Source organism: Paenibacillus sp. MZ04-78.2, assembly GCF_024213375.1.
Taxonomy (GTDB): Bacteria; Bacillota; Bacilli; order Paenibacillales; family NBRC-103111; genus Paenibacillus_G.
Genome location: NZ_JANAVJ010000007.1, coordinates 82,922 through 103,292, shown reverse-complemented (window position 1 = coordinate 103,292; position 20,371 = coordinate 82,922). Strand labels below are relative to the sequence as shown.

18 protein-coding genes are annotated in these 20,371 nt (G+C 54.0%); 8 read left to right on the top strand and 10 right to left on the bottom strand.

The window, feature by feature from the left end:
- Positions 1-57 precede the first annotated feature (57 nt).
- Positions 58-204, bottom strand: a complete 147-nt coding sequence (locus tag NLX71_RS08020) for a DUF4023 domain-containing protein (protein WP_254363050.1) — start codon at positions 202-204, stop codon at positions 58-60.
- A 199-nt stretch (positions 205-403) separates the two neighbouring features.
- Between NLX71_RS08020 and NLX71_RS08015 the strand changes: the two genes are divergently transcribed.
- The 7 genes from NLX71_RS08015 to NLX71_RS07985 all read left to right on the top strand — a co-directional run bounded on the left by NLX71_RS08015 (position 404) and on the right by NLX71_RS07985 (position 8,297).
- The gene (locus NLX71_RS08015; RefSeq protein WP_302058126.1) at positions 404-2,350 is read left to right on the top strand and encodes a RiPP maturation radical SAM C-methyltransferase; all 1,947 of its coding nucleotides are present in this window, start codon (positions 404-406) and stop codon (positions 2,348-2,350) included.
- 128 nt (positions 2,351-2,478) lie between these two features.
- Positions 2,479-2,649: a hypothetical protein gene (locus NLX71_RS08010; RefSeq protein ID WP_254363048.1), complete on the top strand. Its 171-nt coding sequence runs from the start codon at positions 2,479-2,481 to the stop codon at positions 2,647-2,649.
- Between the two features lie 116 nt (positions 2,650-2,765).
- Positions 2,766-4,016, top strand: a complete 1,251-nt coding sequence (locus NLX71_RS08005) for a M16 family metallopeptidase (protein WP_254363047.1) — start codon at positions 2,766-2,768, stop codon at positions 4,014-4,016.
- 16 nt (positions 4,017-4,032) lie between these two features.
- A complete protein-coding gene (locus NLX71_RS08000) occupies positions 4,033-4,584 on the top strand; it encodes a MarR family transcriptional regulator (RefSeq protein WP_254363046.1) in 552 nt (183 codons plus the stop codon).
- A complete protein-coding gene (locus NLX71_RS07995; RefSeq protein ID WP_254363045.1) occupies positions 4,581-5,882 on the top strand; it encodes an MFS transporter in 1,302 nt (433 codons plus the stop codon). The genes NLX71_RS08000 and NLX71_RS07995 overlap by 4 nt, the downstream gene beginning before the upstream one ends.
- A 2-nt stretch (positions 5,883-5,884) precedes the next feature.
- A complete protein-coding gene (locus tag NLX71_RS07990; RefSeq protein WP_254363044.1) occupies positions 5,885-7,126 on the top strand; it encodes an aKG-HExxH-type peptide beta-hydroxylase in 1,242 nt (413 codons plus the stop codon).
- 235 nt (positions 7,127-7,361) lie between these two features.
- Positions 7,362-8,297 carry an MraY family glycosyltransferase gene (locus NLX71_RS07985; RefSeq protein WP_254363043.1) on the top strand — a complete coding sequence of 312 codons (936 nt, stop codon included), beginning with the start codon at positions 7,362-7,364 and terminating at the stop codon, positions 8,295-8,297.
- A gap of 192 nt (positions 8,298-8,489) precedes the next feature.
- Here the strand turns inward: NLX71_RS07985 and NLX71_RS07980 are convergent, their stop codons facing one another.
- The 6 genes from NLX71_RS07980 to NLX71_RS07955 form a co-directional block, all read right to left on the bottom strand.
- The gene (locus NLX71_RS07980; protein WP_254363152.1) at positions 8,490-8,870 is read right to left on the bottom strand and encodes a YmaF family protein; all 381 of its coding nucleotides are present in this window, start codon (positions 8,868-8,870) and stop codon (positions 8,490-8,492) included.
- Between the two features lie 104 nt (positions 8,871-8,974).
- Complete coding sequence (locus NLX71_RS07975; RefSeq protein ID WP_254363042.1) at positions 8,975-10,090, bottom strand: aminopeptidase; 1,116 nt, start codon at positions 10,088-10,090, stop codon at positions 8,975-8,977.
- Positions 10,091-10,231: 141 nt separating this feature from the next.
- On the bottom strand, positions 10,232-10,675 hold the full coding sequence (ndk, locus tag NLX71_RS07970) for a nucleoside-diphosphate kinase (protein WP_254363041.1): 444 nt from the start codon (positions 10,673-10,675) through the stop codon (positions 10,232-10,234).
- A 183-nt stretch (positions 10,676-10,858) separates the two neighbouring features.
- On the bottom strand, positions 10,859-13,567 hold the full coding sequence (ppdK, locus tag NLX71_RS07965; protein WP_254363039.1) for a pyruvate, phosphate dikinase: 2,709 nt from the start codon (positions 13,565-13,567) through the stop codon (positions 10,859-10,861).
- Between the two features lie 343 nt (positions 13,568-13,910).
- Positions 13,911-15,203: a UDP-N-acetylglucosamine 1-carboxyvinyltransferase gene (gene murA, locus NLX71_RS07960; protein ID WP_254363037.1), complete on the bottom strand. Its 1,293-nt coding sequence runs from the start codon at positions 15,201-15,203 to the stop codon at positions 13,911-13,913.
- A 29-nt stretch (positions 15,204-15,232) separates the two neighbouring features.
- Positions 15,233-15,958 carry an FHA domain-containing protein gene (locus NLX71_RS07955; protein WP_254363036.1) on the bottom strand — a complete coding sequence of 242 codons (726 nt, stop codon included), beginning with the start codon at positions 15,956-15,958 and terminating at the stop codon, positions 15,233-15,235.
- 200 nt (positions 15,959-16,158) lie between these two features.
- On the opposite strand from NLX71_RS07955, the gene NLX71_RS07950 reads away from it, so the two are divergent.
- Complete coding sequence (locus NLX71_RS07950; RefSeq protein WP_254363034.1) at positions 16,159-17,721, top strand: LTA synthase family protein; 1,563 nt, start codon at positions 16,159-16,161, stop codon at positions 17,719-17,721.
- A 140-nt stretch (positions 17,722-17,861) separates the two neighbouring features.
- Here NLX71_RS07950 and NLX71_RS07945 read toward each other — a convergent pair whose 3' ends face one another.
- The 3 genes from NLX71_RS07945 to NLX71_RS07935 form a co-directional block, all read right to left on the bottom strand.
- Entirely contained in the window at positions 17,862-18,944 is a 1,083-nt protein-coding gene (locus tag NLX71_RS07945; RefSeq protein ID WP_254363032.1) for a VanZ family protein, read from the bottom strand.
- 179 nt (positions 18,945-19,123) lie between these two features.
- Positions 19,124-19,567: a GNAT family N-acetyltransferase gene (locus tag NLX71_RS07940; RefSeq protein WP_254363030.1), complete on the bottom strand. Its 444-nt coding sequence runs from the start codon at positions 19,565-19,567 to the stop codon at positions 19,124-19,126.
- Positions 19,568-19,585: 18 nt separating this feature from the next.
- Positions 19,586-20,275 carry a metal-dependent hydrolase gene (locus NLX71_RS07935; RefSeq protein ID WP_254363028.1) on the bottom strand — a complete coding sequence of 230 codons (690 nt, stop codon included), beginning with the start codon at positions 20,273-20,275 and terminating at the stop codon, positions 19,586-19,588.
- Positions 20,276-20,371: the final 96 nt, after the last annotated feature.

Here is a 20,371-nt window from a genome sequence, read left to right as displayed (position 1 = left end):
GCGACAGCGCAAAGCCCGACGGAGCGTTGCTTCCGACGGGCTTTTAGTCGCTTGATCTCAATCTTGGTTGCTTTTCTGCTTTGTCGGCAGCTGCTTCCCGGGATGGCCTTTCCCCTGATGCTCCCGGTTTTTCTCATCCTTCTCCTGCGTTTCGTGCAGCTTGTCCAGCCAGGCTTCCGTATCGCCGGCCAAGTCGTCTCTCATCTTGTGCAATCCCTCCTTTCGTCGTCGCTATTATGCCCTTGCCGTCGAAAAAATATGGAGCAAACGCCAGACATTAACACTAAAAAACATTATTGACAGCGTTTACAATAAGAGGTATGATAACTCTCAACAATAAACAATAACATAATATAGGTTTCGATTTAGTAAAAAGTAAATAATGTAAAAGTCAGGTGATCCTATGCGAATTGTTCTTATTAATATGCCTTTCGCATCCGTGTACAGACCTTCAATCGGAATTGGCCTTCTTCAATCCGCGCTTGAGAAGCGGGGGATCGCATGTCAAAGCCTTTATTTGAATCTTGAATTCGCTTCGATCATCGGGCTGGAAGCCTATGATCACCTCTCCGAATATACTTCCTACCCGACCAATGCGCTGGCGGGAGATTGGATATTCACCCAGTCCCTGTTCGACATCGACAACTTTGACGAGTACCGCGACTATCTTCTTACAACCTTCCCTCATGCTCGCAGAAAGCCGGATGCCCCGGACCGCTCCTTCCAAAGACTGTTGGATATACGCAGCCGTGTGGAAGCTTTTCTTGAACAAGCTGTCGAAAAATACGATTGGCACAAGTATGATGTCATCGGATTTACGACCGTGTTTCAGCAAAATACGGCTGCGCTTAGTCTCGCCAGACGTCTGAAAAGGAGATTTCCCGATAAATTTATTATTTTCGGCGGGGCTAACGTGGAAGGGCCTATGGGACTCGGCACATTAAACGCCTACGACTTTGTGGATGCGGTCTGTTCAGGCGAAGGCGACAATTCGTTTATTGCATTTATCGAAGCGCTGAGGGAGAAGCGTAACCCTGCTCTTTGCCGGGTGCCCGGCATTACGCTGCGCGCCGACTTCGGTGCGGCGCTTCCCCCGGAACCGTCCTCGGCGGTGCCTGTTCATGATATGGATTCCCTTCCTTACCCCGACTACGACGACTATTTTGAGCAATTTGAATCCTTCGACTTGCCCGAGAACGAGCGAAAGAGGCGTCTGCTGTTCGAAGCTTCGCGCGGATGCTGGTGGGGGCAGAAATCCCATTGCCTGTTTTGCGGATTGAACGGCTCCACCTTGAAATTCCGCAGCAAGTCCGCCGAGCGGGCGCTGGAGGAAATTTTGTACTTGCGGGAACGGTACCATGCTTACACGAACAAGATGACCGCCGTGGACAATATCATTGACATGGACTATTTCAAAACGCTGCTTCCGGAAATCAGGGACCGGAATCTGGATTTGGATATGTTCTACGAAACGAAAGCGAATCTAACCAAAGAACAGATCCAGCTCTTTCAACAGGCAGGCTTCCATTACGTTCAACCCGGTATTGAAAGCGTTATCACTTCCGTGCTCAAGCTGATGAGGAAGGGAGTGAGCATGCTTCAGAATGTACGGCTGCTCAAATGGTGCGCAGAATTTTCGATCACCCCATTGTGGAACTTCCTATACGGTTTTCCTGGCGAGAATGCGCAAGAGTATGATGAGACTTCCTACCTTATTCCCAGCCTGACCCATCTCATGCCACCAGGCAGCGTCAGCCCGATCCGGCTCGACCGCTTCAGCCCTTACTACACCTCGGCAAGCCAATACGGGATTCATAATATTCGTCCCTTGCGTTCTTACGAACTCATTTACCCTTCTTTGTCCTCACAAGACCGCATGAATATTGCCTATCATTTCGATTTTGACTATGTCCATGAACAACATCCAGCTGTCTACACAATGCGTATTACTCAAGCGATCCGGAAATGGCAGTCCGAATACGAGCAGAGCGAGTTTTTCTCCGTGATGAAAGAAGGAAGCCTCATTCTGGTCGACACCCGATCGGTGGCCCTTCAGCCGACCACGCTGCTGTCTCCGTTTGAGACCGCCGTATATCTGGAATGCGACAATATGATTTCCAGTCTGAATGTGACCATCCGCCTGAAAGAAAAGGGCATGGATGTCAGCAAAGAGGACGTTCATCAATGTTTGATGAAGTTCGTTCGCAGGAGCTGGATGTTAACCGAAGGCGACGTCTTTTTGAGTCTGGCCATTCCTCTTGGGAACTACTCTCCGAAAAAAGCGGGATTGCAGCGTCTGATGGACATCACGAGCCCCGTACCGCAGGCTGTTGTTCGTACAAGTTCATAGTCTTCATGATCTTGTTTACATCATACATTGTGCGAATAGTTTAAACCGACAGGAGGTCGAGAGCAGAGCACGAGAAGCATCGTCTGTCTTTTCAATACGTTTCTAAATTTGATGAAGGAGTGAACAAAATGGCAACTGAAAAAAAGCAACTGCAATTGAACCCCGATGCATTTACGGTTAACGAAAACGGTGAAGTCGTCATCAATAACGCGGAGCTGGCTAAAGCGATTATGCAGACGACCGAGACCAATCAAGTCGGGGAACAAGGCGTACAGGTTAGCGTTTCCGTATCCTTCTAGAACATGGCAGGAGCGGTCAGCCGCCGGCAGGCGGCTGGCCGCTCTTTCTCCCTATGATGGGCGGGCCCGCAATAAAGCAAGCAGCAGATCGTCGGAAAGGGGCGGAGCTAGATCAGATGTTCTCCGAACTTGTAACGAAGGCCGTCTTTGAAAATTGTCTTCAAGTCACCATTCGCAAAATTCCACACGCCAGGACGTTGAATATTGGCTTATTTATTAATCACGGCGTAAAGGATGAAGAAAATCACGTCAACGGAATTTCCCATTTCATTGAGCATATTGCGTTTAATTATGCGAATATGAGCCCTTATGTCCGTTCCCTTCTTGGGAATTTAATGGATAACGGCGCTTTGTACGAGGCGTTCACAGGCAAGGAAATGACCCGGTGCACCTTGTCGGCGCAAAGGGAGCATATGCCGCTCATGATCGAGACGCTTAGTCAAATCATGATGAATTACAATGTAAGCGAAAAAAGTATGGAGCATGAACGCGCCATTATTTTGCATGAAGCGGAAACGTATTTTTCTTCCGGCAAAGTCAAGGAAGAACTGGTAGAGCAAGCGCTCTGGGGCAACCGCTCCCTCGGCCAATTCGTGATCGGCAGCCTTGAAAACATCAGGACGTTTACATTCAACCAGCTCGAGGAACGTATACATCAATATTACATACCGAATAATACCCAGCTTATCGTGCAGGGGAGCGTTGAACCGGAAGAGGTTATTGACAAAATAGGTACTTATTTTAGGAAATGGAAGCATGAAGGGCGTCAGAAAGATGTGCTGATTGAAATCGAACCGAGCGTTGTCGGTCTGCCGACCGGTCATTCGCGGGTCGACTTAAGCATTTCCTTTGTCGGAGCTCCGTTTCATTCTCATGAGCGGCAGGCGATGAGCATGCTTTCTTACATTCTCGGTACCGGACTGAAGTCGCGGCTGCATGTGGAGCTGCGGGAGAAGCAGGAGCTGGCCTATATTGTGTATGCCTACACGCAGAGCTATGCGCTTAGCGGATATTTGACGATCAACGTCAACTGCCGTAAGGATCAGTTGGCGGAAGTATACAAAGTGATCCGCTCCATTTTGGAGGAATTGCGAACCGTAGAGGTCGGAGAGGAAGAATTGCAGCGGGCGAAAGCGGCAAGGATCACGAATCTCATGCAAATTCCCGGGAATGATGCGAAGCACTTGCAGATTACGGGACGGTATGCGCTGCTTAACAAAGATTTTTTTGTCGATCTGGAGAAAGTGGAGATTGAAGCGTTGACCGCGGAGGAGTTGAAGACATTCGCCCGGGATCTCTTTACGGAAAGCCGTATGGCGTTGTCGGCCATTGGAGCCAGTTCTGAAGAATTAGCTATGTTACTCTGAAGGAGGTTTCAACCGCATGAAAACAACGCAAAATACGGAACTTACCGAAAGGCTCATCAAAGACCGCGGAATGGAAGTGTTTCTGAATTTGATGGAAGCACCGGCAACGGCCGGCGAATTGTCGGACCGTCTCGGTTTTTCCCGGGCGAAGATCAATTACATCCTCGATACGATGCTGAAACAAGATTTTATAGCTTTGCATTCCGAAAAGGTGAACGGCTCCGTAGTCGAAAAATGTTACACCTCCAACGCAAACACGTTTCATCTGTTTTTCGGACGGGATAACAGCGAGGCGGATAAAGTATCCGCCATTTTATATATGCTCGATACGATGAAATCGAACTTGATAGTCAACTTAAACAACCAGGATTCGTTTCACCTGGGCATGGTCCACGCGAAGATTCCTCCGGAAAGAGCTCGGGAATACATGGAGCGGCTGCGGCAGCTGCAGGCGGAATTCGATGACGAGAATCTGGTTTCCGACGACCCTGATTGCAGGTGGTATACCATGGCAGTTTCTTTATTTCATGGTCCGACGCCAAGCCTTAACCTGGATGAAAGGAATTGATCCGTTTGGTTTCCCATGAACATGCGAAAGAGGATTCGAGCCATCAGCCCTCTTACCGGAGCTTGCTGGCGCTTCCCAACTACCGGCTCCTGCTGTTGTCCCAGATCGTGTCAGCCATCGGCGACGGCGTCTATGCTATCGCTCTCATTTGGCTAATGAAAATTCTTACCGGCAGCGCCCTTCTGATGTCGATTCTGCTTGCCGCAGAAACGGTGCCGCTGCTGTTGTTTGGCTTGTTTGCGGGCGTTATCGTCGACCGGGGAAGCAAGAAAAAAATCATGATGTTATGCGATATAGCCAGGGGAACCATTGTTGCTCTTCTGGTTCTGCTATGGGTGAACGGCTGGCTTCTGCCTTACATGCTCATCATCGCGGCGGTATTGTTATCGTCATTCAGCGCTTTCTTCGGCCCTTCGCGTGTCGTGGCCATCCGTACGCTGGTGCCCGAGGATCACATGGTGCAGGCGCAAAGCTTGGCGCAGCTTGTTCAGACGGTCGTCGGCCTGAGCGCTCCGGCGATAGGGGCGTGGCTTCTGTATTACGGCACATCATTTGCTTTTATATTCAACGCGGCGACGTTCTTCGCTTCCTTTCTGTTTATTTGGCTCATTCGGAACGAGCGGTTGACCGAAACCCGCGTCACGACGTTGAATCGCCGCAGCTTTGTCGTGGAATTCAAGGAAGGTATCGTAGCCGTTACTTCCCACGCTCTGCTGCGAAGCCTGATTCTATATATTGTGCTCATCAATTTTATGCTGGCGCCTACCACATTGCTATTTCCGCTCATTGTGGACGATTCGTCCGAGCTGGCGCTACTTCAAATGGCGTTTTTCGTGGGTATTACCGCCGGCGTATTTCTTCTCGGCTTGGTGAAAAAATGGCGGCGCATCGCCGCACTGGCCACGGGCATCGGCTTGATGCTTGTCGGCTTAGGGATGTTGACTTGGGTACACGGGCTGTACGCGGGGTTATTGTGCGTTTTTGTCGCCGGTCTGGGTAGCCCGCTGGCGAACGTGACGCTGCAAACGCTGTTTGTGCTCAAAGTGCCCAAAGAGGTGCTCGGAAGAGCTTCCAGTCTCATGAAGGTGCTTCTGGAATCGTCCCGGCCCCTCGCTATGCTGTTGACCGGGGTGTTGCTCGCATGGATTCCCGTCCGGTTATTTTTCGGGATCATGGGGCTGTTTGGCGTGCTGCTGGTCGTTACAATGGTGCTGAATCGCAGCATACGCAAGGAGCAGGATGAGCCGAAGCCCGGGCGGATCATCGGCGACAATTCGGCCGTGAAGGAGGTACAGTAATCATGTTTAAGTATTTGGCGCCATCGGAGATGAAAAATGATTTTGTCTACGACTTCGTTAGCAAAAAGCGGCTGGAATCGCTAAAACAGCATTTGATCGCGTGCAGGCAAGCGGCGAAAGAGGATGGGAATGGGGATCTGGAAGGACTGCTGACCGAGGAGCTCTGGCGCGAGGCGAATCATCCGGTGCTCATTTATTGGATGAGCACCAGGCTGCTTCCCGCCTTTCAAGGCGGCCCGCCTTCGGTGGAGGAAGCGCGGACATTGCTTGAGCAATTCCCCCGTTTTTTTCTGATTCCGCTATGGAGCAGAGGGTTTGCTTTGCCCCGCCTTCGCGTTCGGCTGGATGAAGGAGGCCGTCTGTATTTTCCGGGACATCCCGTCCATCTTGCGCTTGGAAAAGAATACGCGCATGTCACGGTTGAAGTCGAGACGGCGGGCCAGACGGTCCGCCTCCGCACGAATCGCCTTGATGACGCCGTGCCGCTGCCGGAGTTGCTGGATACCGCTTATGGAGAGTCTAAGTGGCTGAGGCGGCTGGACGTGTGGAGCGAGCGGACCGTCGTGTTCGGAGGAGCCGATCCGCTAATGGACGAATTCCTTGGCGGAGGGCTGCCCCGGCTGATTCAGGAATACGGCAAGCAGGCTGCGCCTTTCGAGCTGATTTCCTCTCTCTCGCTTGGACAGCAATGGTATTATGCCAAAGCCATGAGCCTTATCAAGCAATATTGGCCGAAAATGTACGGGGAGGCGGTCGGACATATCCGCATGATCGCGCTGCTGAAGGGCGATTCCATTGGCGCGCTGACGCACTCCTGCTTCCAGGGAGGCATATTTCTGACGCACCGGGATGATCTGATGTGGACGGCGGAAAATTTGATCCATGAATTTGGCCATTCGCGTTTGGATCAATTGTTCGAGCTGGACGATCTTATCGGCAATGGAGAAGAGGAGCGCTACCGGTCTCCATGGCGGGACGACCCCCGTCCGGTGAAAGGGATCGTCCACGGCTTGTTCGTATTCGCGCGCATTGCCTTATGGTACGAGCTGCTTCTGGCTTCCGGGGAGAAGCACGGCGAAGTAAGAAGGAGATTAACCGTCGTCTTACGGCAAACGGGCGAGGCGATCGACGTTCTCCGCTCGCATGCGGTATGGACGCCGATCGGACAAGGACTCTTTGACGAGCTAATCGGCGAATACGAACGCTTGGCGGCCATCTTCCCGCTTGAACGGGCGGTCGGCTAATTATAATTCGGCGAGCAAAAGAACGGCCTGTGACCGGCAGCTTTGATAAGAAGCTGTCAGCATCACAGGCCTGATTGCATTTATAAAGGAAGAAAAAAACTGCCTGACGCAATCCTGATAAACCGATGACTACGCTTTGTCCCGGTCAAGGCGTGTGATATAATGGGAAATCATGACTAATCGAATATTGACGGAATGTGGAGGGATTTTTATTCTTTACGCGGCAGCGTTTCTCATGTCATTTACCATCGTATTCGTGCTTATCCCCCCGCTGCGCCGCTTGGCGTTTCGCATCGATTTTGTGGACAAGCCCAAAGTCGATAACGAGAGGAAAATACATAGAGAACCGATACCACTGACGGCCGGTCTCGCGATCTTCGCCGGGTTCGTGATCACCTACTTGTGCTTCGTGCGGGACGATTGGAAGCAGTCCGCCGCCATCCTGGCCGGATCGCTGCTGATTCTTATCATCGGCATGGTGGACGACTGGTACAAAACCCGCGGCAAGGAACTTGCCGCGTGGCCGAAGCTGATCGTGCAGCTTTCCGCAGCCGTCATCGTGTACAGCTCCGGCGTCGTCTTTTATGGGTTCAACAATCCGTTTACCGGAAGTGACGTCATCCTGCCGGTCTGGCTGCAATTTTTTCTGACGGTCATGTGGATTTTCGGGGTGACGACCGTCATTAACTTTACGGACGGCATGGACGGGCTGGCCGGCGGCTTATCGGCGATTTCGGCGGTCACGCTGTTCGTTGTCGCGCTGGCCAAGGCAAAGTCCGATTCGGCAATGATCGCCATCATCCTGGTCGGAGCGGCGCTAGCCTATTTGAAATACAACAAGCCCCCGGCCAAAGTATTCATGGGCGACGCGGGCGCGACGCTGTTCGGCTTTCTGCTCGGCGTCATCGCCTTGGACGGGGCGTTCAAAGGCGCGACCGTGTTGTCGCTGCTCGTTCCGATTCTGGCGCTCGGCGTACCGATTTTCGACAACTTGTTCGTCGTGTTCAAGCGGATGATGACCGGCAAGCCGATCTATCAGGCCGACGCCAGCCAAGCGCATTACCGGCTGCTGCGCAGCGGCTTGAATCCGAAGCAAGTCGTGCTGTTTCTTTGCTTGATCAATACGTGCTTTAGCCTAACCTCGATCATTTTACTATTGCTTACGGTATAATCCATCGTCATTATTGTTCATACGGAAAGTCGCAAAACAAGCCTGCCGCATCATTACGGCAAGGCTTGTTTTGTTTTTGTGACGTGTTTCCATTTCAAAGCCAAAGCCGGCTCCAGCGCCTAAACTTATGTGCACCCAAAAAAACGCCTGCTCCGAGCTTGCGCCGGAACATGCGTTTTTTTGGTACGGGCGTTATACCTCGTTGCCGGTGTTGCCTCTGTACGCGTGGGAGTGCGGTCTCATGCCGTTTACGGTCGTATATCCTTCGAAATAATGATAATGTCCTCTGCCGGGTAGTGGAATGGCCGGACCTGTTACGCCCCGGATCGTATGGGTATGACCGTCGTTAAACGAAGTGACGGCGTAATAGCCATGAACATGCCGAGGGCCGCTCGGCGCGGGCTCAGTCATGCCGGCATAATAATGAAGATGCCCGTCATTGTACGAAGTCGCTCCCGAAAAGGGATGAACGTGAACGGGCCGACCGTCCCACGACGTAATATAAAGCCTGTGCGCGTGACGAGGATCTTCGCCGTCAGAATGAACCACGAATCCCGTTACGGGAATGTCCATATGCACCAACCTCTTCTCCATGAAGAATCGTACTCCATCGTATGAGAAGAAAGCTTGGGCCGTATGGGCGTTCGTCTAAGAGTGGAAACGGGCCGCTGCCCGCCCTATTTCAGATGCTCGGGATTCAGCTTCTCCAGCTCTGGCACGACAAAGCGGCCGTCCTTGCGGATCAGACGATCGTCAAAATAAATTTCGCCGCCGCCGTATTCCGGACGCTGGATCAGCACGATATCCCAGTGAACCGAAGACCGGTTGCCGTTATCCGCATCCGTGTAAGCGTTGCCCGGCGTAAAGTGGATGCTGCCGTCGATTTTCTCGTCGAACAAAATGTCTTTCATCGGATGCTGTATGTACGGATTGACGCCGATCGCGAACTCGCCGACAAAGCGTGCTCCGTCGTCGATATCCAAAATTTCGTTCAGCTTGGCGGTATTGTTCGCCGTCGCCTCGACGATCTTGCCGTTGTCAAAGCGGAGCATGATGTTCTCGAACGAAGTACCCATATAAATCGTCGGAGCGTTATAAGAGATGACGCCGTTGACCGAATCCTTGACGGGCGCAGTGAATACTTCGCCGTCCGGAATATTGAACTGACCTGCGCATTTGATCGCCGGAATGTCCTTGATCGAAAAGCTGAGATCGGTGCCCGGTCCGACGAGCCGCACCTTGTCCGTCTTGTTCATCAGCTCGACAAGCGCGTCCATGGCCCCGGACATTTTACTGTAGTCGAGGTTGCACACTTGGAAATAAAAATCTTCGAACGCCTCGGTGCTCGTATTCGCCTGCTGCGCCATCGACGGGTTCGGGTAACGCATCACGCACCATTTCGTATGATTGACCCGCTGGTCGACGACCGGACGCTGATACACCTTCATGAATAAGCGCAGCTTATCCTCAGGCACATCGGACGTTTCGGTGATATTATCGCCGCTGCGAACGGCAATGTACGCTTGCATCTGCTTCATGCGGTCCACCTCAATGGCCGCCATCCGCTCGTACAGCTCCTGGTTGCCGCCAAGCATCAGCTTGCGCGTAACTTCGGGATAACGGAACTCGATGAACGGATGTCCGCCTGCCGCGTACACCTCTTCTATTAAACACTTGGTCAATTCCTGATCGCGAAGGCCGATCATTTCGATCAGGATGTTCTCGCCCGGCTGAAGGTCGACGGAATATCGTACCAGGTTTCTCGCAAACTGCTGCAATCGTGGATCTCGCATCTTCTTCTCTCCTTTGGGGACAGCATCTGAACTCACCTTCTCAACGTACCAAATTTTCGCGGAAAGTTCAAACCCTAATGAAGGTTTTCGGACAAAAGATCGCGATTATTTTACATTTTGAGGAATGCTATCGCCGGAAGGCTAAATCCAGCTTTGCAGCGCCCGGTCATAAGCCAAAAGCTCTTCCGCCTTGAAAAAGTTAGCAATTTCCCGTTCCGCGCTTTCCGGAGAATCGGAGCCGTGAATGATGTTATTGCCGGTATGAACCGCGTAGTCGCCGCGGATCGTTCCCGGCGCCGCGTCCAGCGGTTTCGTCTTGCCCATCATGGCGCGGGACAGCGCAATGACGCTATCGCCCTGCCATACCATCGCAAAGACCGGACCGGAGGTAATAAATTGAACCAGCTCGCCGAAAAACGGCTTTTCCTTATGCTCGGCATAATGGGTTTCCGCCTGCTCCTTCGTGATGACCATCAATTTGGAGCCGATCAGTTGAAAGCCTTTATCTTCAAAGCGCTGTACCAGCCTGCCGATCAACCCCCGCTGTACGCCGTCAGGCTTGATCATCAAAAATGTTTTTTCCATGTTCGTTTTACTCCGTTTCTACAATGATAGATTGCTAATCTTACACCGGAAGCTGTGTGCATCCCAGTATAACCTTTTCCTTCATTTCCCATGCCTATGGGTTTCCAGAACAAGACACAAGAGCGCCGCCTGCACCCTTGCCCATGCAGGCGGCGTATGACCTCGTTCGATCTGCCTTGTTGCTTAAGCGCTCCGGCCGCCGGACGTGACGGGTTCTTCCGAAGCCGTCTCCGGCGACGTTGCGCTTCCCAAGGCCAGCTGCGCTTGCGCAGCGGCGATTCTGGCGAGCGGCACCCGGTATGGCGAGCAGCTGACATAATCCAGCCCCACTCCGTGGCAGAAGAAGATCGACTGCTTGTCGCCCCCGTGCTCGCCGCAAATGCCGGTCTTGAGCTGCGGCTTCACGGCGCGTCCGCGCTCGACCGCCCACTCGATCAACGTTCCGACGCCGTCCCGGTCCAGCACTTGGAACGGATTGTCGGGAAGCAGCTTCGTCTCCACATAATGCGTCAAAAATTTGCCTTCGGCATCGTCCCGGCTGTAGCCGAACGTCATCTGCGTCAAATCGTTCGTGCCGAACGAGAAGAAATCGGCGTGCTGCGCAATATCCCCTGCCGTAACGGCGGCCCGCGGCACTTCGATCATCGTGCCGATGCGGTAGCGGAACGTGCGGGCGAACTCGCCGAGCACCTCGTCCGCCTTGCGGGTCACGAGCTCGCGCATCCGCTTCAGCTCGTTCGCATGGCCGACCAGCGGAATCATAATGTCCGGCCGAACGTCGAGCTTCTCGCGCAGACAACTGAGCACGGCGCGGAAAACGGCCTCAATCTGCATCTCATAAATGTCCGGCAGCACGAGTCCGAGACGGCAGCCCCGGGTACCGAGCATCGGGTTCATCTCATGCAGCGCTCGTACTTTGCGCAGCAGCTTCTCCAGACGTTCCTTTCGGTCTGGCTCCGCATCCGGTTGGCCGTTCAAGCGCTCGCGCTCGACGACCAACTGCTCCATATTCGGCAAAAATTCGTGCAGCGGCGGGTCGAGCAGGCGAATCGTCACCGGCAGTCCGTCCATCGCCCGGAAAATGCCTTCGAAGTCCTCCTGCTGCATCGGCAGCAGCTTCGCCAGCGCTTCCGTCCGCTCTTCCTCCGTCTCCGCCAAAATCATCGCTTGCACGACCGGCACCCGCTCGGCGCTCATGAACATGTGCTCCGTCCGGCACAGCCCGATGCCTTCGGCGCCGAAGCTGCGCGCCTTGGCCGCATCCTCCGGTGTGTCGGCGTTCGTATACACCTCCAGCGTGCGAATCTCGTCCGCCCAGGCGAGAAGCTGCTCCAGCTCGCCCGTCAGCTCGGGCTCGCGCAAGCTGACTTCGCCGAGGATGACCCGTCCGGTCGCGCCGTCGATGGAAAGCGCCTCGCCCTCGCGTACCGTGACGGTTTCTCCGTCAGCGGTCATCACGGCAAAGGCCCGGTCCGTCAACCGCACCGCTTCGCAGCCGCAGACGCACGGCTTGCCCATCCCGCGGGCAACGACCGCCGCATGGCTGGTCATGCCGCCCCGGCTGGTCAGCACGCCTTCGGCCGCCAGCACGCCGTGAATATCCTCCGGCGTCGTCTCCGAGCGCACGAGGATGACTTTGCGGCCCGCGCGGGCCCAAGCCTCGGCCGTGTCCGCGTCGAACACCGCGACGCCGGAAGCGGCTCCCGGCGACGCCGGCAGGCCGGCTGCCAGCACATGCAGCGGCTTGTCGGTATTGATCGCGCGATGCAGCAGCTGATCCAGATGAAACGGCTCGATGCGGTTGACCGCTTCGCCAGTATCGATCACACCCTCGCGCACCAGATCTACGGCGATTTTGACCGCAGCTTGGGCCGTCCGCTTGCCGTCTCGCGTTTGCAGCAGGTAGAGCTTGCCCTGTTCAACCGTAAATTCGATATCCTGCATATCCGTATAATGCCGTTCCAGCTTTTCCGCCGTCCGCACGAGTTGTTCAAAGACAAGCGGCATTTCCTCGCCGAGCTTCGCAATCGGAACAGGCGTCCGTACGCCGGCTACGACGTCTTCCCCTTGCGCGTTCATCAAGTATTCGCCGTACAGCACGGGTTCTCCGGTAGACGGATTCCGTGTGAACACGACGCCTGTCCCGCAATCGCTACCCATATTGCCGAACACCATCGTCTGAATGTTGACGGCCGTTCCTTGTTCGTCGGGAATCTGGTGCACCTTGCGATATACTTGTGCCCGCGCATTGTTCCACGAACGGAATACCGCTTCAATGGCCAGCTCGAGCTGCTCCTCCACCTGCTGCGGAAACTCGCGTCCCGCTTCCTTGCGGATCACCGTCTTGTACTCTCCGATCAGCTCCGTCCAGCCTTCAGCGCTTACTTCGCTGTCCTGGCTTACCGCTAACCGCTGCTTGAGGTGGTGCAGCAGCCGTTCGAATTGATACGTTTCGATGTCGAACACGACGTTGCCGAACATTTGGATCAAACGGCGGTAACAATCGAACGCAAATCTCGGGTTGCCGGTCAATGCCGCAAGCCCTTGCACCGTTTCGTCGTTCAAGCCCAGGTTGAGAATCGTATCCATCATACCGGGCATCGAAGTCACCGAGCCCGACCGTACGGACACGAGCAGGGGCTTGGCCGGATCGCCGAAGCCTTGACCCTTCGCTTGCTCCAGCTCCCGCATCGCTTGGTGGACCTGCTCCATCAGCCCCGCCGGAAGCTGCTTGCCTGCTTCGTAGTAGGAGCGGCACACATCCGTCGTAATGGTAAAGCCTGGCGGCACCGGCAAACCGGTGTTCGTCATCTCAGCCAGATTGGCCCCTTTACCGCCAAGAAGCTGCTTTAAGCCAGCATGACCCGAATGAAACGGCACTACACTTTGCATGATTGATAATCCTCCCGTCGTTTTAGAACCTACGGTACGCAGACCGCGAGCACACACATGAAGTGTTATGGATGTTTAATGATGTATAAAACATACCATAGCTTTTTTCCATTGTAAATAGTGTGTATTATTTATATTTAATACGCACTATTTAGTGTGACTTCTGCGGTCCCGGACTCGGTCGGAAAAGTAACGGCGTCCGAAAAAGTAGCAGACCGGATTGGAGATGAAATAATCCGACATGTCCTGTCGGCGGAAGCGACCGCGAACAGCAAAAAACCTCTCCGCAGAGAGGTTTCATTGAGGCATAATAAAGCTTGCCCAATCCGTTTCGATGATCTGCTCACGCCATCTCGGCAGCCCGGCCATCCTGCTCCGTCTCCCGCTCATGCAGCGAAAGCTCGGCGCCCAGCGCGCGGAAGCTGCCGATCACATCGTCGTAGCCGCGCTCCAGATGCTCCACGCCCGTAATGCGCGTGCGGCCTTCGGCTGCGAGTCCCGCCAGCACCAGACACGTGCCCGCGCGTACATCGGTCGCATGCACCCAATCGCCGACAAGCGGCCGCCCACCTTGAATAAAAGCACTTTCTCCGCGGACCTCGATCTCGGCTCCCATGCGCCGAAGCTGCGGCACATGATTGAACCGGTTCGGGTACACCCGTTCCGTGACGATGCTCTTGCCTTTGGCCTGCGTCAGCAAAGCCGTCATCGGCTGCTGCAGGTCCGTAGCGAAGCCCGGATACATCGTTGCGCGGACCCGGGTCGCGCGGATCTGGCCGGTACTGCGTGCGGTAATGCTGTTTTCGTCCCACTCCATCTCAAGCCCCGTCTCGCTCAGCTTGGCGATGCACGCCCCGAGGTGCTCGGGAATGACATCCTTCACGGTCACGCTACCGCCGGTGATGCCCACACTCATCAAGAATGCCCCGGCGACGAGCCGGTCGGGAATCACGGTATGCCTTCCCCCATTCAGGTAAGGCACGCCCTCAATCCGTATACGGTCCGTCCCTGCGCCATAAATGCGCGCGCCCAGACCGTTCAGGAACGCTGCCGTATCGACGACCTCCGGATCGACTGCGGCATGATACAGATTCGTCCGGCCTTGAGCGCGGACCGCCGCCAGAATGGCGTTGATCGTTGCGCCCGACGTCACGGTGTCGAAGTAAATATCCGCCCCGCGCAGCGTTTTTGCCTCCACAATATAGTGGTCCTCGCGGAGCTTCACCGTCGCGCCCAGCGCTTGGAACGCCTTCATATGCTGGTCGATCGGCCTAGAGACAAAGTTGTCTCCCCCCGGAAACCCGACCGTTACCCGACCGAATTTGGCAAGCAAGGCTCCGGCAAAATAGTAGGAAGCCCGGTAAGCGGACGCCTTGCCCGGATCGATGATGGCGCTGTGGATGTAGCGCGGGTCCAGCACAATTTCGCCGGATGGCCGGCGGGTGATTGCCATACCGATGTCTTTGCCGATCTGGGCAATCAATTTCACATCGTCGATATTCGGAATACCCTCCAGCGTCACCAGACCGTCCGCCAGTGAAGCGGCGGCCAACAAGGCGAGCGAGCTGTTTTTAGAACCGGGAATATGTACGCAGCCGTTCAGCGGGCCGGCTGGTTCCACTTCAATCCATCTCATTGACCCTTACCCACTTTCCGATGATGTCGTTAGTTGTTATGAAGCTCCAGCACGTATCCGCTGCCGCGAACCGCGCTGATGAGAAAGGTGTCTTTGCCGTATTTTTTGCGAATCCGGTACACCAGCGCATTCAATTCGTCCATCGTCACATCCGGAATCCCGTCCTCGCCGACCGAGCGCTCCGGCCATACAGCCTGCTTGATTTCGGCAATCGGCACGAGCCGATTGGCATGATCGTACAACAGCTGAATAAGCAAAAATTCTTTCTCGGACATTGAAATCCGCTTCCCGTCAACCACGCACTCCCGTTTCTCCCAATGGATCGTCAGCGGGCCGCTCGGCTCGTCCCACCGCTGCGTAATGCTGAGCGGCTCGAGCTCCAGTGTCTGATCGGCGAAAAGATACGAGAAATGCAGTACAGTCATTCCTTTAGCCAGCTTGATAATATCAAACGATTTCAGCGGATACGGTTGATTCGGTTCGACGATCACACCGTTGATTTCCGTGCCGTGCATGCTGCCCAGATCGTACAGGACCGCACGCTCCTCTTCTTGTCGGATCACTATATGTTTACGGGAAATAAACGCGTTCGAAAAAGCAAAGTCCGGAGAATACGAGTTCGATGCCCTGCCGATAACCGTTTCGGCGGCGGTCAGATTGAGGCACGTTCCCGAGCGGAAAGGCTCTCCGCGAATCACATAAAGACAAGCGAATGTATCCAGTTTCGTTCCCTCCGAATGCTGCACAGCGGCCATTCGTCGTTGTGCGGTCGATAAAAATATGTTGACCTCCTATCATCATAGCTTATTTCAGCCTTGAAGGAAAATAGGCTACGCTGACGCAACAGTTATATTTCGGTAATACGACCTTGATGCGCCGCACTATCTACAAGACGAATGTCCATGATACAATAACACTAATGTAACGAAAACACATTCAAACAGGAGATCCGCCTATGCCTTTGTTTCTTCGCCTAACGGCTTTGACCTGCGGCTTATTTCTTCTTATTATTTTGCAAGCTTCGGGCTACACTCGACCTTCCGTCCCTCTGCCGCCGCCCGAGATTGAAATTCAAACCGGGCGGGCGCCCGAAGAGCTGCAAAAGCCCCCGAACATCATCATCCTGCTCAGCGAAACATTTTGGGACATCACTCAAATCAAAAGCCTGCAATTCAGCAATGACCCGGCGCCGATGTTCCATGCGCTGCAGGAGAAGTTCACCCATGGCACCCTGCTTTCCCCGATGTTCGGCGGCGGTACGGCCAACGTCGAGCTGGAAGTGCTGACCGGGCATTCGATGCGCTTTTTCCCGGAGAATTCCATTCCTTACGAACAGTACATCAAGCAGCCGACCGCTTCGCTGGCCAGTCTGTTGTCGGGACAAGGCTATACGACGACGGCAATCAGTCCGTTTTACCATTGGTATTTCAACAGCTCGGAGGTTTACAAGCATCTCGGATTTTCGCGCTTCATCAGTCTCGAATATTTCAATCCGAATGAGTATGTCGGTCCTTATATCGGAGATCATGCCGTCGTGCGGCGCATCATCGAGGAGACCGAACGAAATCCCGGCCCAAACTTCATTTTTGCCAATACGATGGAAAACCATTACCATTACTGGCCGGGCAAGTTTAAAAAGAACCATATCGAAGTGAAAGGCAAAATGTCCTACGCGGCCACAGGCATTGCCGAGACATATGCGCAAGGCTTGTCGGGCGCCGACCGGGCGCTGCAGGAGCTGGTTATGCATTTCAACAAGGTGAAGGAGCCGACGATCATTGTTTTTTTCGGCGACCATCTGCCGTCCTTGGAAAAGCACTTGGTTTATAAGGAATCGAACTACATCAGCGGCGAGGACGACCCCGACTTTTTGGAAAAAATGCATAACACTCCCGTCGTCATCTGGAGCAACTACTTGCCGAAGGAAGCGAAAGAGGAGCTGCATATGAGCCCGTCGTTTCTCGGGCCATACATTTTGAATCTGGCGAAGCGGCCGGGCAGTCCATACATGGACTATTTGTCCGACCTGTACCGAAAAATGCCGGTGCTGCCGCCGAAAACATACTATGAAGCGATGAACATCGACGTGAATCTGGCGCAGCAGTACGAGGCTAGGCAGAAGGCCATCCTGGAACTGGAGAAGCAGGCGTCCGCAAGCAGCGGAAGCTCAAGCTCGGCGGGCGGGAATACGAAAGGAAATCCGTTTATTCTAGGCTATGGCGAACCGCTGATCGAACGGGTAAGCCCCGCTTCTTTAACCGTCGAGGGCAATGCTTTCGGAATATCGCAGCTTACCGTACATGGCGGAAGATACGGCCTTGGCAGCACCGTGTTCATCAACGGCGAACCGCAACAGACGATTTGGCAGAGCGAATCCTCGCTTAGCGTTAGCCTGCCGAAGGCACTGACGGCCAAAGCCGCAATGCTTGACGTCCAGGTCTGCGTTGTCGATTCCAAGAACCAGGTGCTGGCAGCCTCGCGAACCGTAAAGGTACCTGTGCAAGAGAATAAGCATTAAAAGCCGAGCATATGTATTGTAGAACCTTGTCGACTCCTGCGCTTGCCCGGGAAATGGACGAAGCGCAGCAGTCCGTCCGGGCAAGCGCCGCTTTGCCGCATTCAACAACGGCGCCCAAGGCCATCTTCAAAATCAGGTTTCTATGTTATCGAATGCTTCGTCCCGCTCCACCGCTCGTAGAATAGCATCGTGTCCCGCCGCACGAAGCAGAGCAGCGCATGGATGCCGAAGACAAGGTTCAGGAGCCCTGCGACAAGCAGCAACGGGATCATCACCATCGAAGGGAGGTTGCTCATTTCGCCGCTGATAAACAGCACGTTAGGACCGCCGATCACAAAATACAAGGAAACGCAGCGGACCAAAAGCGCATGCAGCGTCAACCCGCCAACCTTTCCGTTCAGGCGAATGCGCACGATCCGCTTGCCCAGCGTCCTGCCTTCGGTCAAGTATGGCACGACGACAAAATAGAACAGGACGACCCCTGCAATGGGAAGCAGCGTATGCCGCCCGAGGAAAAATAGAACGAACGGCGACAATACCGCCCAGTCGATCAGCCACGCGACAAATCGACGCGTGTAGCTGACACGTGTAACGGACAGATCGACGCCTTCGTCCAGTGTATCGCTTTTGGGCATAAAGGCCGTTAGCCATGGAGCTACCGCATAACCGACCAGGCCGCCTGCCGTATTAAGCATCAGATCGTCCACATCGAACAGACGGTAGGGGCAATCGTAAATCCCGTACAGCCCTGTTCCCTGCGTCACTTCAAAAAACAGCGACACTAGAAACGTCGTAACCGTCGTCCGGAGAATGCGACGCCGGAAATAATAGCGCAAAAATACGCCCAGAGGGACAAGCAGCAGCACATTGAACGCTACTTGCAGAAAAGCCCGTTCCCCGAACACCTTAAGATAGGTTGCCGGATTGTTCCACTGCAGACCCGTTTCCCGCAGAAAATCGCGCACAAACTGGAACGGTACCCACAGATTGAACGAGCTCGGCGTCCCGGAGCAAGTATGCCGGGTATCCGGCAGCGGCAGGATGACCAAATACAAGGCGCACAATAAATACAGTAGAAAAGAATACAGGACAATGACGCGTATTTTATTGACGTAGCCGTATTTCCGGTACTGCACGATCAAAAACGGCAGCGTAAAGACGAATGCCAGCAGCGGAAACGTCTGCAACGCGTAGCCGATTGGAAACAAATAAGCTTGAAACATTGTTGTTCACACCCATGCTGTAGTATTGATAAAAATTATATCGGAAATACGGCGGTCTTCCTATAGATTCGGCTTGCAGGAGTGACATTATTGTCACCCTGTACACGCAAAAAAACACGCTGAAAACCAGCGTGTCATGCGATTTTGTACAAAAATGGCCTGTCCCGCTAAAACCTTTTTTACAGCTCCTTACGCATACGTATGTGCCAGATTCCGGCGTCGAGGAACGGCTCGGTCGAAACCGTTTTGTAGCCTAATTTCTCGTAAAACGCCTCCGCATGGGTCTGGGCGTCCAGAATGATCACCGGAACGCCCTGCGTCCGGACATCCTCTTCCATCGCTTGAATGATCTGACGTCCGAGCCCGTATCCGCGGTACGGCTTCATTACGGCAATCCGCTGGAGCTTGGCCGTCTTCCCGTCGTACATGATCCAGCGGGCAGCCGCGGCGGGCTCATTTCCGTTCTTGATCAGAAAGTGCCTTGCGGCGCTTGGCGAAGCATCGTATTCGTCTATCTCTTCTTCCGGTGAAACCCCTTGCTCCTCCACGAACACGCGAACACGTACGGCAAAGCAGTCGCGAAGTTGTTCTTCCGTATGTACTGGCATAATACTCAAATCCATGATGTCTTTTCCCCCAAGCTATAACGTAAGTTTTTCTCCCGGCTGCAATGCCCGGCTCTGGATGCCTTTATCCCGAAGTCCGGCGGCGAAACGGTCCGCATCCTGAACGATCGGCGGGAACGTATTGAAATGAAGCGGCACGACCGTTTTCGCGCCCAGCCACTCGGCGGCTAAGGCCGCATCGTCCGGTCCCATCGTAAATACGTCGCCGATCGGCAGGAACGCCAGATCGATCTTGTGGCGCTGGCCGATCAGCTTCATATCGGAGAATAACGCCGTGTCCCCGCTGTGAAGAATCGTCAGCCCGTCCCACTTGATCACATATCCGCCGGGCATCCCCGCATAGATGATTTTCTTCTCTTCTTCCAGTACGATTCCCGAGCTGTGGATCGCTTGAATCATCTCGATCTCCGCAAATCCGATCGACCCTCTGCCGCCGATATTCATCGCGAAGGTGTTGACGCCCTGCCAGCTCATGTACGTCGCCAGCTCGAACGTGGCAATGACCGTTGCATTGTTGTTTTTGGCGATGGGTACGGTATCGAGAATATGGTCGGTATGTCCGTGTGTAAGGAGGACATATTCCGCCTTCACATCCTCGGACTTGGTTGTCGCCAGACGGTTCCCGGAAATAAACGGATCGATGATTAAGGAATGTCCTCCATGAGTCAATTGAACGCAGGAATGACCGTGATACCAAATCTCCATACGACCAGCTCCTTCTTTTGATTCGAATAGTTGCTTTCACACGCATTCTATTGTACCAAAGAGATGACGCGAAACTCAAAAAAAAAGGCCTCCGTT

Coding starts and splice junctions, on each gene's coding strand:
- NLX71_RS07950 (WP_254363034.1), top strand. CDS start 16,159: ATGCCTTTGTTTCTTCGCCTAACGGCTTTGACCTGCGGCTTATTTCTT.
- murA (WP_254363037.1), bottom strand. CDS start 15,203: ATGAGATGGATTGAAGTGGAACCAGCCGGCCCGCTGAACGGCTGCGTA.
- NLX71_RS07935 (WP_254363028.1), bottom strand. CDS start 20,275: ATGGAGATTTGGTATCACGGTCATTCCTGCGTTCAATTGACTCATGGA.
- NLX71_RS08010 (WP_254363048.1), top strand. CDS start 2,479: ATGGCAACTGAAAAAAAGCAACTGCAATTGAACCCCGATGCATTTACG.
- NLX71_RS08020 (WP_254363050.1), bottom strand. CDS start 204: ATGAGAGACGACTTGGCCGGCGATACGGAAGCCTGGCTGGACAAGCTG.
- NLX71_RS08000 (WP_254363046.1), top strand. CDS start 4,033: ATGAAAACAACGCAAAATACGGAACTTACCGAAAGGCTCATCAAAGAC.
- NLX71_RS07955 (WP_254363036.1), bottom strand. CDS start 15,958: ATGGCCGCTGTGCAGCATTCGGAGGGAACGAAACTGGATACATTCGCT.
- NLX71_RS07975 (WP_254363042.1), bottom strand. CDS start 10,090: ATGCGAGATCCACGATTGCAGCAGTTTGCGAGAAACCTGGTACGATAT.
- ndk (WP_254363041.1), bottom strand. CDS start 10,675: ATGGAAAAAACATTTTTGATGATCAAGCCTGACGGCGTACAGCGGGGG.
- NLX71_RS07940 (WP_254363030.1), bottom strand. CDS start 19,567: ATGGATTTGAGTATTATGCCAGTACATACGGAAGAACAACTTCGCGAC.
- NLX71_RS07980 (WP_254363152.1), bottom strand. CDS start 8,870: ATGGACATTCCCGTAACGGGATTCGTGGTTCATTCTGACGGCGAAGAT.
- NLX71_RS08005 (WP_254363047.1), top strand. CDS start 2,766: ATGTTCTCCGAACTTGTAACGAAGGCCGTCTTTGAAAATTGTCTTCAA.
- NLX71_RS07990 (WP_254363044.1), top strand. CDS start 5,885: ATGTTTAAGTATTTGGCGCCATCGGAGATGAAAAATGATTTTGTCTAC.
- NLX71_RS07945 (WP_254363032.1), bottom strand. CDS start 18,944: ATGTTTCAAGCTTATTTGTTTCCAATCGGCTACGCGTTGCAGACGTTT.
- ppdK (WP_254363039.1), bottom strand. CDS start 13,567: ATGCAAAGTGTAGTGCCGTTTCATTCGGGTCATGCTGGCTTAAAGCAG.
- NLX71_RS08015 (WP_302058126.1), top strand. CDS start 404: ATGCGAATTGTTCTTATTAATATGCCTTTCGCATCCGTGTACAGACCT.
- NLX71_RS07985 (WP_254363043.1), top strand. CDS start 7,362: ATGTCATTTACCATCGTATTCGTGCTTATCCCCCCGCTGCGCCGCTTG.